A 13,728-nucleotide genomic window follows, 5' to 3' on the forward strand; every position below is an offset into this window, starting at 1 on the left:
TATAAAAAAGTAACAGTGGCGTAAAACAATAGAGGCTAATTTCCGAGCATGATAACAGCAGCCATCCCGGCAAAAAGGATTTCGATGAAACAAGCCTGGCTTGTGGTCTTCTTGCTGGCTGTGGTGGGATGCCTAAATTACCTCGACCGCGTGATGATCACCACGATGCGTGATTCGATCCGCGCCGATATGCCCATGACCGATGCGCAATTCGGCTTGCTTACTTCTGTTTTTTTATGGGTGTATGGGTTATTAAGCCCGTTGGCAGGTTTTCTTGCCGATAAGTTCAACCGCAGCCGTGTTATCATAATCAGTTTATTCGTGTGGTCGGTCGTAACCTGGTTAACGGCGCACGCAACTACGTTCAATCAACTGCTCGCTACCCGTGCACTAATGGGCGTTAGCGAAGCTTGTTACATTCCCGCTGCGCTGGCCTTAATAACGGATTATCACCGTGGCAATACACGTTCGCTGGCTACCGGCATTCACATGGGCGGCGTAATGGTGGGGCAAAGCCTTGGCTTCTTGGGTGGCTGGATTGCCGAGAATCATCACTGGAGCGATGCCTTCAACGTCTTTGGTTTGATTGGGATTGCTTATGCCATTGTGCTGCTCCTTTTTTTGCGTGATGCTTCTTCCGGCAAAAATGCTGCAGTAGAAAAAGAATCAAATCAGCACATTCATTTTTGGGATGCGATGAAACAGCTATTTAGTCGCAAGTCTTTTTTGTTGCTCTTGTTGTTTTGGGGCTTGTTGGGCATCATCGGCTGGATGACGATGGGATGGTTGCCCACGTATTACAAAGAGCATTTCAATCTTTCTCAAACGGTAGCGGGTTTGTATGCAACGGGTTATCTCTACCCCGTGGCTTTTGTTGGTGCATTGTTGGGTGGTTATCTGTCCGATCGTGCCAGTAAACGGGGTGGCGAAAAAGCAAGAGTGCTCGTTCCGGCTATCGCACTGGCCATTGCCGCACCGGCTGTTTTTATTGCCAGCAGTACCGACGTTGTATTTGTTGCCATCATAGGTTTTTTATTTTATGGGCTTACCCGCATCTTCGGCGACGTAAACCTGATGCCCATTCTTTGCCAGATTGCCGACAAACGTTACCGTGCCACCGGTTATGGTGTATTGAACTTATTCGCCAGCCTTGTGGGTGGTCTTGGCATTTACGCCAGCGGCGCACTGCGTGATGCACACATCAACCTCAGTGTGTTGTTCAAAATTGCAGCGGTCATGTTGTTTATCGCTGTCTTATTGCTGCTCATCATTCGTAAAAACCTAAAAGAACCAGTGGCTGTTGAATAAAACCAGCCTGGCCCAAACATTCAAAGATGAACCGCTTTAAACCATCACTTTTTTCTTTCATAATCTTTACCATGACGGTCTTCACTTCTTCTACCTGCACCGCTGATCCGCTGACGGATAAAGCCCTAGCTGAACTGAGAAATGTTTTGAAAACAGAAACGGAATTTGTAAAAGTTCATGCGGCTGAATACCTGATCTGGCTTGGCTATCCGGCCGAAGTGCGACAGGTATTTTTGAAGGAAAACGAATTGCACGGCGACCAGCCAAAGTATCGAATCACGATCTGGCGAGTGCTGGCGCAAACCGAAACCGATCCGCAAGGAAAGAAGGTTTGGTACGATAAAATTTTCAAGGCTTTTGGCGATGTGAACGGTCCTGACAGATTGCATGCCGCCGAAACATTGGCCAAGCTCAAACTCTCACCGGCGGAGCGTTATCCTGAAGCCACGCAAAAATCAATCAACGACGAAAGCCGCAACATGCAGGCTTACACTCACTGGGCTCTTTCGTATGCGCCGGGTGCAAATGCAGATCGGTTCAGAAAAGATTTTTTAAAAATGGCGGAAAGCGATACGAATCAAATTGTCCGCATGATCAGCGCTTTCATCCTGCGAAAGAGCGGCGGTTTAACTGAAACTGAATGGACTGAACTTTCGCGGGCAGCTTTAGCAGAGCCTGCAGATTCACCCTTAAAAAAGAACCTGCTGAATACTGCGATTGTTACCTTTCCTTCCGGCGAAAAAAGGACAGCCGATTATGAAAAGATCCGAAAGGCCATGACGGAAAATTATCAAAGATTCTCGGCCGGCGAACGCATGGAACTGGCGCAGGCGCTTGCCGAAAAAGGAGATGCTTCTGACTTGCCAATACTGGCTTCTTATCTTAACAACGAAAACAGCAAAGGTCTTTACGAAGCCGATAGCAAAGAAGCGGCGGATGTCAGAGCCAATGCTGCTTATGCCATTGTAAAAATTAAACGAAGAATCGAAGCTTCGGGTAAATAAAAACGAACAATTAATTAGCAGAAAGATTCATTAAATCCAAACACGTCAACCATGAACATGCGACCGAGCCGCGTACTGAAAAAATTGAGAGCAGGCGAAACCGTTAGCTGTATTAAAATAAATTTTGCCAATGCGCAAGTCTCCGAAATAGCATCGCTGGCTGGATTTGATTGCGTGTGGCTTGACCAGGAACATTCGGCGCAGGATTGGTCGGTAATTAACAGCCAGGTGTGGTCGGCAAAGGCCTGGGACACGGACACCTTGGTGCGCATACCACGAGGCAGTTACAGCGATTTGGTAAAGCCGCTGGAGATGGATGCTACGGGCATTATGGTGCCGCATGTGATGAGTGCGCAGGACGCCAAAAACATCGTGCGAATGACCCGCTTTCATCCCTTGGGATTGCGTGCCATTGACGGTGGTAATGCAGACGGTGCTTATACCAACATTGACTTCAACGATTACCTGGAGCAAGCCAACCGTGAACGCTTTGTCATTCTTCAAATAGAAGATCCCGAACCGCTGAAAGAGTTAGAAGCAATTGCAGACGTAGAAGGATACGATATGTTGTTTTTCGGTCCGGGAGATTTTAGCCAGGGCATTGGTGCGCCGGGACAGTGGAATCATCCGGACTTGATCGCTGCAAGAAAAAGAGTAGCCGAAGTGGCAAACAAGTACGGCAAGTTTGCAGCTACCACCGGCGGCATCGATAAGCTGAATGAATTTGTTGACATGGGCTACCAGTTTGTCAGCGTTGGTGCCGATGTGGTAGGCTTGTCTAATTACTTCAAAGGACTGGTGAACCAGTTTACAAACACGGCTGCAGAAAAGACCAAGGCAGCAAGTATCTATAAATAAAATTTTGAGCACAGTTATGCGGCAACGAAAGTTGGGCAAGACAGGATTATCGGTTTCGGAGATTGCCTTTGGTGGCGTGGAGATCGGGCTTCCGTACGGCATCGGCGTAAACGATCAATCGGACATGTTATCGCATTCCGAAGCGGTTTCTCTTTTGCATGCAGCTTTGGAAGGAGGCATTAATTTTTTCGACACGGCAAGACTTTACGGCGAAAGCGAAACCATCATGGGCAAAGCTTTTTTTAATCGCCGCAAAGACGTTGTCATTGCCACGAAGTGCAAACATTTTCGCGACGCTGATGGAACTATCCCCGCTTATTCATCTTTAAAAAAAATCATTGAAGGCTCGTTGACTGAAAGCCTTGCCGCTTTGCAAACAGATTACGTGGACGTGTTCATGCTGCACCAGGCCGATATTCAAATTTTGGAAAACGAAGACGTGCGGCGCGTGTTTCTCGACTTGAAAGAGTCAGGCCGTATTCGTGCCACCGGCGCTTCCACCTACGCGGCCGAAGAAGCGATGTTGGCCATTGACAGCAAAGCCTGGGACGTTATACAACTTCCTTTCAACTTGATGGACCAGCGACAGCAAACCGTTTTTTCTGCGGCTGCATCGCAGGGTGTCGGACTTGTCATTCGCTCCGTACTGTTAAAGGGCTTGTTGAGCAGCAAAGGCAGAGACCTTCATCCGGCTTTGCACGAAGTGGAAGCGCACATAAAAAAATACCGTTCGCTTCTCGATGAATCAACTATTGACCTGCCTTCACTCGCTACAAAATTTGCTTTGTCGTTTGGCGAAGTGAGTTCGGTTTTGGTAGGAATAGACCGTCTGAATTATTTACAGGAATCTCTTCGCACAGCCGATGGAGTTTACTTTGATGAACAGAAATTAGCGAAGGCAAAAGCCTTGCAATATCCCGATCCTTCGTTTCTTGATCTCCCGAAATGGGATCGCTTGGGTTGGCTGAAGTAAAGTTGGAATTTCTGTGCGTTGCGAAGTACAAGGAATAACCTGAAAGTAAAATATATTATCGCATGCTTTTTACACCGTCTTCAGTCCTTCGCGCCGCCATCAACGATTCGCCTGTAAATTTTCAAATGTCCTTTCAACAAGCAGTCATTCGCATCAATGTGTTTCCAGTTCAGGAATTTCATCACCTGCAAGGCTTTTGTATAAAGAAGTGACAGGCTTTTGTCGGCAACGAGAAGATGGCTAAGGCTCCGGTCAAGACTTTGCAACTCGGTTCCAATTACCAGTCCCGATAGATAAAAATAATTCTCCTCTTTGCTTAACCGATGAAACAAATCGTTTATCCGCACACGGAAACTGCTTTGCAGAAGATTCATAGAAGCGCTGTCGGTAACGCCTTTAGCAAACGTTTTTTGATGACGGATATCGTCCCAGGTCCCGGCCGCAACGCTTTGTGCAAGCATTGAATGTTGCGCCAGCAAGCGAAACAACTCACCCGTCATAAAGGTGGCGAACGATACAACCTTCTCACCGCAAACAACCGCATGTTTTGAATGCGTTCCCGGTAGGATGATGATTTGCTTTGCTTCATCTCCTTGCAATCCACAACCGAGAATTTGCGTTTCCTCGCCACGCATCACGTCGTCAGCCGTTTTTATACCCGACACCTGATATAAGGGGAAATGAAAATTGTCGTCTGGCTTTGTTTCATCAATTAGCAAATCGTCGCCAGTGATAAGAAAAGGCGTGGCTTTGTACGGCAATTCTTTCATGCCCAGGGTGGAGGAGGCCATGCCCGACACGATAATCGGCGTTGTGGTCTTTGTTCCCATCTTCTGTTCCAGCAAGCCGATATGTTTTTGAATAACGGAACAATAAAAGGCGAAGCGATGGGGTTCTGCTTTCCCTGTTTTTTTCCATGCGGTGAAAGTTGCGACAATGCCTTCGCCGGACTCAATTTCCCCCAAAACTTTTTCTTCAAGTGCATCCACCAGCCGCAATCGAAACCGGCTGCTTCCCCAATCGCAGCTTAAGAATATTTTTTTATCAGGCTTCATTGTTAAGGGCTGGTTGGTTTTGCAAAACAAAATCCGTTGCGACGTCTTCGCCGTCAATTCGCTTTATTTCACCCACCATAAAAATATAACAGCAGGCGCCGACGAAGGCCAAGACTCCAATAAAGAACAAAGCCGGTTTAAAGTTGCCGCTGCTGGCCAGATAGCCAATAATGATGGGAACGATGACGGAAGCCAGGCCGCCGATGAAATTAAATACGCCTCCCGTAAATCCTATCAGGTGTTTGGGCGCCAGTGCCGATACCAGCACCCAGGTAATGGAAGCAAGGCCGTTGCCGAAGAAGGCCAGCGAAAGGAAAAAGATGATCCAAAACGAACCGGAAACATAATCAGCGGCTACGATCGTGGTGGACAACAACAGGCCGAGAACGATGGGTGTTTTGCGGGCAATGCCGGCCGAGACATTTTTCTTCAGCAGGTAATCGGATGCAAAACCGGACAACAATAAGCCGCAAAAGGCCGCGATAAACGGAAGCGAAGCAAGAAAGCCTGACGTAAGAAATTGGAGTCCCCGGTATTTAACGAGGTAAGTCGGAAACCAGGTGAGAAAGAACCACAAGGTAGAATTGATGGTAAACTGCCCGATGTAAATGCCCCATAATTTTTTGGACGTAAAGGCCTGCCTTGCGGTAGCCCAGGTTAATTTTTTGGGAGCTTCGGTAGATTGTTTTTGCCTCCGTTGCGGCAAGCCGCCGCCTTCTTCAATGTAGGTTAATTCGGCTTCGTTAACGGCGGGGTGTTTAGCCGGGTCGCGATAAAAAAGGTGCCAACAAAAAGACCATAAAATACCAACAAGGCCCGTGGCGATAAACAATCCGCGCCAACCGAAAAAATGCTGTGCGGTGACAAGCAAAGGCGTTAAAAACGCCAAGCCAACAAACTGCCCCGACGTGTAAAGGGCAATAGCCGAAGCCCGTTCATTGTCCGGAAACCAGGCCGTTGCAATGCGGTTGTTGGTGGGATAAGCCGGCGCCTCAAACGCACCAATGAGAAGACGAAGAAAAAGCAGGCCGCTAAAGCCGTTTACAAAACCCTGAAAAAACGTAGCGGCGGACCAGCCAAACAAACTGCACGAATAAACAGGTCTCGGTCCAAAGCGGTCGGCCAACCAGCCACCGGGAATTTGCAGCAATGCATACGTCCAGCCAAAGGCTGAAAAAACAAGCCCCAGTTGAACCGATGTCAGATGAAAATCTTTGCTCAAGGCAGTACCGGCCACGGAGATGTTGCTGCGGTCCATATAATTGATCACCACGTTCACAAACACAAGGGCCAGCATTTTGTAACGGACGTTGGTTTTCTTACGCGGGCTTATAACCTTGTTGTTTGCAGGCAGCGGTTGATCCTTTTTGGGCGAAAACATTCGCGGCGGTTTAAGCTTTAAGGGGAATAAAACAGAAGTTGATTTTTGTTGGCTTGTTCATCACCATTCGGCCACGCTGCCATCTTTGTGACGCCATACCGGATTTTTCCAATTGTGCCCGATGGCTGCCATCTTTTTCACTTGCTCTTCGTTGATATCTATACCCAAGCCCGGGCCATTGGGTATGTTCACATAACCATCGCTGTAATGAAAAACTTCGGGATGCACCAGATAATCGAGCAGGTCGCTGCCCTGGTTGTAATGAATCTTAAGGCTTTGCTCTTGAATAAAGGCGTTGTGGCAAGTGGCATCAACCTGAAGACAGGCCGCAAGAGCAATCGGGCCAAGCGGACAATGCGGCGCGGCGGCTACGTCAAAGGCTTCGGCCATGGAAATAATTTTTTTGCATTCGGTAATGCCGCCGGCGTGAGAAAGATCGGGCTGAATAATGTCAACGCATCCATCCAGCAACAACGGCTTGAAATCCCAACGCGAAAACATGCGCTCACCGGTAGCAATCGGAATGGTTGTGTGTTGGCGTATCTCTTTAAGCGCTTCGTTATTTTCCGGCAGCACCGGTTCTTCAATAAACATGGGGTGAAAGGCTTCTAATTCCTTGGCCAATGTTTTTGCCATGGGCTTGTGCACCCGGCCGTGAAAGTCAATGCCAATATCAAGCGCATCGCCCACCGCTTCCCTGATGGCGGCCACGCGGGCCAGGGCCGCATCAATCTTTGCGTGCGAGTCAACGTACTGCATTTCTTCTGTGGCATTCATTTTTACCGCCGTGAATCCTTGTTCTTGCATTGCTTTTGCCGCAGTGGCTACGTCCGCCGGACGGTCGCCTCCAATCCAGGAATAAACACGCATGTTTTGACGGGCTTTGCCGCCAAGCAATTGATGAACCGGAGCGTTCAAAAATTTTCCTTTAATGTCCCACAAAGCCTGGTCTATGCCGGCCAGGGCGCTCATAAGGATAGCGCCGCCTCTGTAAAAGCCTGCCCGGTAAAGAACATTCCAATGATCCTCGATGTTGAGCGGGTCTTTGCCAATAAGGTATTCCATCATTTCATCCACGGCTGTTTTCACCGTCGCTGCTTTGCCTTCTATCACGGGTTCGCCCCATCCGGCAATGCCTTCGTTCGTTTCTATTTTTAAAAACAACCAGCGCGGTGGCACGGGATAGAGTTGGTAGGTTTTTATTTTCATACGCTATTTAGAAGAAGGTTGAACGGCTCGAACAAAGGCCTTTGCTTTTTCAACCAAGGCTTTTTCGTTCAGCGTGTCTTTTGTTAACGAGGAGGGCACAAGTGCACTGCCAATGCCAAAAGCAACGGCGCCTGCTTTTTGAAAAGCGGCGATGTTTTCGAGCGACACGCCGCCCGTTGGCATCATTGGAATGTGCGAAAGCGGCCCTTGCAAATCTTTAATGTATTGAGGATGCGAAGCCGGAAAAACTTTTACAATATCAGCACCGGCCTTGTAAGCCGTAACAATTTCCGTGGCGGTAAAAGCTCCCGGAATGCTTACGCAATTTTGCGCCTTTGTATACGCGATGGTACTGAGGTCAAGGGAAGGCGAAATAATAAAACCGGCACCGGCGTCTATTGCTTTCGCTGCCTGCTCAACATCCATCACCGTTCCTGCGCCGGTAAGCAGCTTATTGCCAAAGACAGCGGTTATTTCTTTTATCATGTCAAACGCCCCGGGTGTGTTGAGGGTGATTTCAACCGCTTTTATGCCGCCTTTTATCAGGGCTTCCACAACCGGCATCACGGTGTCAGCAGGCAATCCCCGGAGAATTGCCACAATCTTATTTGTCAGAATTTGAGAAGACGCTGTCGTCATAATGATTTCTTCACCGCAATTAAGTTAAGCTTTGTTGTCTACCTGCCTCTTTACCGGTAGGAAAATATCATTACTGTGAGCAATAGTATCAGCAGAGAAAAAACGACTTCGATATTTTTGGCTGAACGCTTTCCGACAGCGTGATTAAACTGATCCCCGATGAGGATAACCGATGTTTCCGCTATTTTGTTAACCGGTCCTTGCACACTCGACCCTTATCTTTCCGAAGCCCGCAAACTGCGCAGCGCTGCGTTCATTCGCATTCAAACCGACAATGGTTTGGTAGGCATTGGTGAAACATATGGCGGCTACTTTTTCCCTGAATCAGTTCCAGCCATCGTTGATTTTTTCAAACCCATTTTGATTGGTGCAGAAGCGGATAACATCGCTGAACTGTGGCAACGAATGTATCACTGCGGCAACTTTTGGTGCCGCGTCGGTTTGGGAGCAATCGTGCTCACCGGCATTGAAGCTGCATTGTGGGATATAAAAGGCAAAACGCTTGGCCAGCCCGTATATAAATTATTGCAACAGGAATATGCAAAGGCCTTTCCGCAAACTTCATTGAAAGAACACGCAAAACTTCCTTGTTATGCCACAGGTGGACCAAGCAATTACCCGATTGATAAACTAGCCGGCAAGATTGAATACTATCGTTCGCTTGGCTTCAACGGTGTAAAAGTTGGTGCCGGTGCTTATTACAAGGAAAGCGGTTCGGAGATTGCAAGCGAACCACAAGCCGCAGCCGATTTTGAAGCGGACAAACTGCGTTTTATTCGCGAACGTTTTGGCAATGATTTGTGGCTGATGCTGGATGCACACATGGGCAATCATGCCAAAACTACGTGGGGACTTGAAACTGCAACGGCCGTAGCAAATGCAGTAAAGCCTTACGATCTTTTCTTTTTAGAAGAACCGCTTCATTATACACGTCCCGATTTGTATGCGGAACTCTGTCACAACACCACTACGCCAATCGCTGGTGGCGAATGCCTGACGGCACCTTGCGAATGGCAAACGTTTATTGAAGGTAACTGCTTTCACGTTGGTCAACCCGATGCGGCCTTTGTATCCGGCCTTGGGCCGTTTATGGAAATCGCTTCAGGGCTGGCTGCAAAGAACCAGTCCATTGCGCCGCATGCCTGGGGTGCGGGTGCTGCGCAAATGCAAAACATTCATTGCGGCTTTGCCTGCGCTAACACCGTGATGCTGGAAGTGGCACCGGCTTATGGTCCTTTGCACAGCGAATTGATTGGTGACAGTCTGCAACTAAAAAATGGTTACATCTTGCCACCCGAAAAACCCGGACTGGGAATCGAATTGACGGATGAAACCATCCGCAAATTTCCCTTTGTTCCCGGCAGCGGTGAGTTCAACAGCGTGCCCGGAAAAATTTTATCCACCTAGCACTTCCATCCATGAACATTCTGATTGATATGCCCGTGTACGAACCTCTGCTCGCATCACTGCAAGCATTGGACGAAGTGAATGTGGACGTCATAAAAGAACCCGCAGTCTCATCAAGGCCTTTGCCGGTTGAGCAAATACGGGATTGCGATGTTTTGTTCTGTACTGTTCCGCCGTCCAATCATGCGGAAATGCGGAACCTGAAAATGATCCAGATAAGTTCTGCCGGCTACACGCAGCTGATCGGGCAACGATTGGAAGAAAGAGGCGTGAAAGCCTGCAATGCTTTGGGCGTGTTTGATGTGCCCATTGGCGAATGGAACATGGCCATGATGATCAACCTTGCCCGCAACCTGCGGCAGATGATTCGCAACCAGGAAACGAAGGTTTGGGACCGTGCCGCACAATTTCAAACCGAGATACGTTGCGGTGTCGTAGGCATCTGGGGTTATGGCGGCATTGGTCGCGAAACCGCGAGATTGGCGAAAGCCATGGGCATGCAGGTGCATGTGTTGTCCCGTTCAGGCGTTCAAAAAAGAGACAGCGTTTATTGCGTCCCCGGCACCGGCGATGCAGAAGGAGTTTTGCCCGACAAAGTGTTCGGTTACGAGGATAAAGAAACCTTCCTGAGAGGGCTTGATTTTCTCATCATGGCCATTCCGCAAACAGGCAACACGGAAGGCATTGTAGGTGAAGAAGAATTGCGGTTGCTGAAACCATCGGCCTTTCTTCTCAACCCGGCAAGAGGCCCGTTGATTAAAGAAGCCGCGTTGATAAAAGCGCTCCAGGAAAACTGGTTTGCCGGCGCAGCACTCGACACGCATTATTATTACCCAATGCCGGAAGATCATCCCTTGTGGCGCATGAAAAATGTTATCCTCACACCACACATCTCGGGCTCAAGCGCAAGTCCTCATTTCCTGGAAAGAACCTGGGATATTTTTTACCGCAACGTGCAACGATTGCAAAACGGTGAGCCTTTGTTGAATGAGTTAACGCCGTCTGCCTTAAAAGGAAAATAAAATGAATGCTCACTTTTTTTCTTCTTTGCTCCTCCTGGTTTTTTGTTTGCCCGTTATGGCGGTGAGCAAAAAAAACACAGACGAAAAAAAGTTGCTTTCACATCATTCCCTCCATTTTCAAGAACGGCGAGACATTGATTCCTTCTGGAAAAAAACAAAAGAAGAATTGGCGCTCGTTCCCGTCAATGCAAAAGTAGAAAGCATAAAAGAAGCCATTCCCTACCGCAAGTTTTTTATCACGGTGCACAGCCTTGGTGATGTAGAAGTGGCTGCTTTTCTTTCGCTTCCCGTACAAGGCGAAGGCGGCGCAAAACCCTGGCCGGTGATTGTGACGACGCCAGGTTACGGCGGCGACCAGCAAGGCGTGATGTTGAGCGAATGTCAACGCGGTTATGCCATCCTGCAAGTGTTCCCACGGGGGCAAGGCGAGTCAGCCAAATATTTTAAGCTTAGCGGCGACAAACTCACATCAAAACTGGATGCGCCAGAAGGTGCGTATTATCAAGGTGCTTACGCCGATGTGATGCGTATGATTGATTACATCGTCACCCGTTCCGACATTGACAGCAACCGCATTGCCATGGTGGGCACCAGCCAGGGTGGCGGCATTTCGCTGGCCGTTGCTTCGCTCGACAAACGCATTAAGGCGGTTGTGGCGCACGTGCCTTTTCTCTGCAATTTTCGTCTGGCTGCAAGCGTCAACAAATCCTTGGTAAAAACCCTCCTTGACAGGGCCAAAGCAAATACGGAAACGTCGTTGCAAACGCTGGATTATTTTGATCCATTGCAGTTGGTAACAAACCTGAAAGTGCCGGTGTTGATGAGTGCCGGCGGCAGGGACGAAACTTGTCCGGCGCAAACAATACAATCGGTGTACGATAAAATTCATGCGAGAAAAAAGCTGAAGTTTTATCCCGAACTGACGCATACAAGCAGCGTTGATTTTTACAATCAAACGTGGAGCTGGCTTGAAAAGAAATTTCGCAAACACTAATTGTGCGACGCAACAAAGCCATTTTGCAAAACGAATAACGAATGCTTAATCCTTTTCATAAATCATCGCTATGCTGTTGACTACACGTTACATTTTTAGTTTTATTTTCTCCTTTATTGCTCTTGGTTCGTTTGCACAGGAAAAGCAAACGGTTGAAGGATTCGACTCGGTTGTTTTTCATTACAACGCCAACCGCACACAGGCTGTGCGTGACTTTCGCGGTTCGTCGCGTGGCTACATGACCGCCGGTTGGTGGGCGCCTGAACAAATGAAGAAGAACATTCTCTCGTGGCGAACGGCTGCCGTTCCGGAAAAGAAACAAACCACTTTCGTCTTCATCGGTTCGTCTTCGGTATTGCCTTCTGAATTTTCCGTTGGGCCAAAAGCGAAGATGACTGTGAACGGCGTTTATGCCCTTACGTTTACACTGGGACGCATGCGTGACTTTACTTGGAAGGAAGGTGAGTATGAACTCAAATACATTTCCAAACGCGTAGAGTATCCCTACACCGGCAATCACCGCCAGTTTGAAATTCACGGCAACAGCGGCATCTATCAATTAACCGTTCCGGCATCGACGGTGCAAGTAGGCAAGAGCGCAGTAATCGAAGTGGAAATCCTTCCGTTTGAGCAATGGCCGAACGGTTGGTTTATGGTAAAGGAGAGAAGAGATGTGACCAAGGCTGCCAGCATCGAATCGCTGCAAGGCGAAATTGAGGCCATGCGTGCCGACTTGAACAAGATGAACGAGCAAACGCAGATACTGGCCACCGAAGTGTATGCGCCCATGCTCGATACAGTGCATCATTTTCAGCACCAGGTTATTTATACCAACGGCTATCGTCACCTGCATCCGGCCGACCTGATTAAACTAAAGAACGGCGACATTTTGATAATGGCGCGGCAAGCAACCGAGCACTATGCTAATGATGGCGACGTGGTGATGTTGCGTTCGAAAGACGGTGGTAAATCATGGCACGATCCGCAGATAATTACGGCCATTAAAGACGTGGACGAACGCGAAGGTTGCGGCATCCAACTAAAAGACGGAACCATCCTCGTGGGTGTTTTTTACAACGACAATTACCTGCCCTCAGGTGTTTATAATTGGAACGGCGCCGTAAAACTTCCGCAGTTGGACAGGCCACGTTTGGGTACGCATTTCATTACGTCGAAAGACAACGGCAAAACATGGTCGGCGCCAAAATTTTTGGACATCAAAGGCATGCCGTTCACCGGTGTGGAAGGACCAACTGATGCGCCGATTGAAATGCCCGACGGTTCCATCATCATGGGTGTAATTGGTTACGGTATTAACGGCGACAGCAAAAACATTGGTTCGGTGTTGTTGAAGTCAACCGACAAGGGTTCTTCGTGGAAATATGTTTCCACCATCGCCGGTGACCCGGGTGGCAAACTTGGCAACTTTGTTGAACCCGGCATCGTTCGCACCAAAACGGGTCGCATCATCGCTGGTCTGCGCAACGGTGCACCCGAAGGCGCCGTGTGGATGACTTATTCCGACGACGACGGTAAAACCTGGGCGCCTGTTGTCAAAACAGAGATGATTGGCCATCCCGTTGACCTGATACAATTGGCCGACGGCCGCGTAATGGCTACGTACGGCATTCGTGAAGGAAGACACACAACACCCGGCGGCATTCGGGCATGCTTCAGCAACGACAACGGAAAAACCTGGGACATCAATACGGAAGTGCAGATTCGCAATGATTTCTTTAACTGGGATATTGGTTATCCCGAGTCCATGCAAATGAAAGACGGGCGAATACTCACCGTTTACTATTATAACCTGTTTGGAAAATACTATTTGGGCCAAACGGTTTGGAAGCCGGTTCGTTAATTAATTGTTTTTAATCG

The 13,728-nt window shown here is 48.5% G+C and carries 12 protein-coding genes; 8 read left to right on the forward strand and 4 right to left on the reverse strand.

Annotation, left to right across the window (positions count from 1 at the left end; translation table 11 throughout):
* The first annotated feature begins 48 nt into the window (after positions 1-48).
* The 4 genes from FSB75_RS00175 to FSB75_RS00190 are packed head-to-tail and all read left to right on the forward strand — an operon-like array spanning position 49 to position 4,143.
* Complete coding sequence (locus tag FSB75_RS00175) at positions 49-1,308, forward strand: MFS transporter (RefSeq protein ID WP_146781258.1); 1,260 nt, start codon at positions 49-51, stop codon at positions 1,306-1,308.
* Positions 1,309-1,334: 26 nt separating this feature from the next.
* Complete coding sequence (locus FSB75_RS00180; RefSeq protein ID WP_146781260.1) at positions 1,335-2,312, forward strand: hypothetical protein; 978 nt, start codon at positions 1,335-1,337, stop codon at positions 2,310-2,312.
* A 51-nt stretch (positions 2,313-2,363) separates the two neighbouring features.
* Complete coding sequence (locus tag FSB75_RS00185; protein WP_146781262.1) at positions 2,364-3,170, forward strand: HpcH/HpaI aldolase family protein; 807 nt, start codon at positions 2,364-2,366, stop codon at positions 3,168-3,170.
* Between the two features lie 16 nt (positions 3,171-3,186).
* Positions 3,187-4,143 (forward strand): aldo/keto reductase, encoded by a 957-nt coding sequence (locus tag FSB75_RS00190; RefSeq protein ID WP_146781264.1) that lies wholly within the window; start codon positions 3,187-3,189, stop codon positions 4,141-4,143.
* 80 nt (positions 4,144-4,223) lie between these two features.
* On the opposite strand, the gene FSB75_RS00195 is transcribed toward FSB75_RS00190, so the two are convergent.
* From FSB75_RS00195 to FSB75_RS00210, 4 genes are read right to left on the reverse strand one after another with little or no spacing between them, the layout of a single operon-like run.
* Positions 4,224-5,198, reverse strand: coding sequence for a 2-dehydro-3-deoxygalactonokinase (locus tag FSB75_RS00195; RefSeq protein ID WP_146781266.1), 975 nt, complete (start codon positions 5,196-5,198; stop codon positions 4,224-4,226).
* Positions 5,188-6,579, reverse strand: coding sequence for an MFS transporter (locus FSB75_RS00200; RefSeq protein WP_227990713.1), 1,392 nt, complete (start codon positions 6,577-6,579; stop codon positions 5,188-5,190). The genes FSB75_RS00195 and FSB75_RS00200 overlap by 11 nt, the downstream gene beginning before the upstream one ends.
* Before the next feature lie 60 nt (positions 6,580-6,639).
* Positions 6,640-7,788: a galactonate dehydratase gene (gene dgoD, locus FSB75_RS00205; protein WP_146781268.1), complete on the reverse strand. Its 1,149-nt coding sequence runs from the start codon at positions 7,786-7,788 to the stop codon at positions 6,640-6,642.
* A gap of 3 nt (positions 7,789-7,791) precedes the next feature.
* The gene (locus FSB75_RS00210) at positions 7,792-8,427 is read right to left on the reverse strand and encodes a bifunctional 4-hydroxy-2-oxoglutarate aldolase/2-dehydro-3-deoxy-phosphogluconate aldolase (RefSeq protein WP_146781271.1); all 636 of its coding nucleotides are present in this window, start codon (positions 8,425-8,427) and stop codon (positions 7,792-7,794) included.
* Positions 8,428-8,586: 159 nt separating this feature from the next.
* On the opposite strand from FSB75_RS00210, the gene FSB75_RS00215 reads away from it, so the two are divergent.
* The 4 genes from FSB75_RS00215 (at position 8,587) to FSB75_RS00230 (ending at position 13,711) form a co-directional block, all read left to right on the forward strand.
* Positions 8,587-9,834: a mandelate racemase/muconate lactonizing enzyme family protein gene (locus FSB75_RS00215; protein WP_146781273.1), complete on the forward strand. Its 1,248-nt coding sequence runs from the start codon at positions 8,587-8,589 to the stop codon at positions 9,832-9,834.
* An 11-nt stretch (positions 9,835-9,845) separates the two neighbouring features.
* Positions 9,846-10,856, forward strand: a complete 1,011-nt coding sequence (locus FSB75_RS00220; protein ID WP_146781275.1) for a D-2-hydroxyacid dehydrogenase — start codon at positions 9,846-9,848, stop codon at positions 10,854-10,856.
* A gap of 1 nt (position 10,857) precedes the next feature.
* Entirely contained in the window at positions 10,858-11,850 is a 993-nt protein-coding gene (locus FSB75_RS00225) for an acetylxylan esterase (RefSeq protein WP_146781277.1), read from the forward strand.
* A gap of 70 nt (positions 11,851-11,920) precedes the next feature.
* Complete coding sequence (locus FSB75_RS00230; protein ID WP_146781279.1) at positions 11,921-13,711, forward strand: sialidase family protein; 1,791 nt, start codon at positions 11,921-11,923, stop codon at positions 13,709-13,711.
* Positions 13,712-13,728: the final 17 nt, after the last annotated feature.

Source organism: Flavisolibacter ginsenosidimutans (assembly GCF_007970805.1).
GTDB lineage: Bacteria > Bacteroidota > Bacteroidia > Chitinophagales > Chitinophagaceae > Flavisolibacter > Flavisolibacter ginsenosidimutans.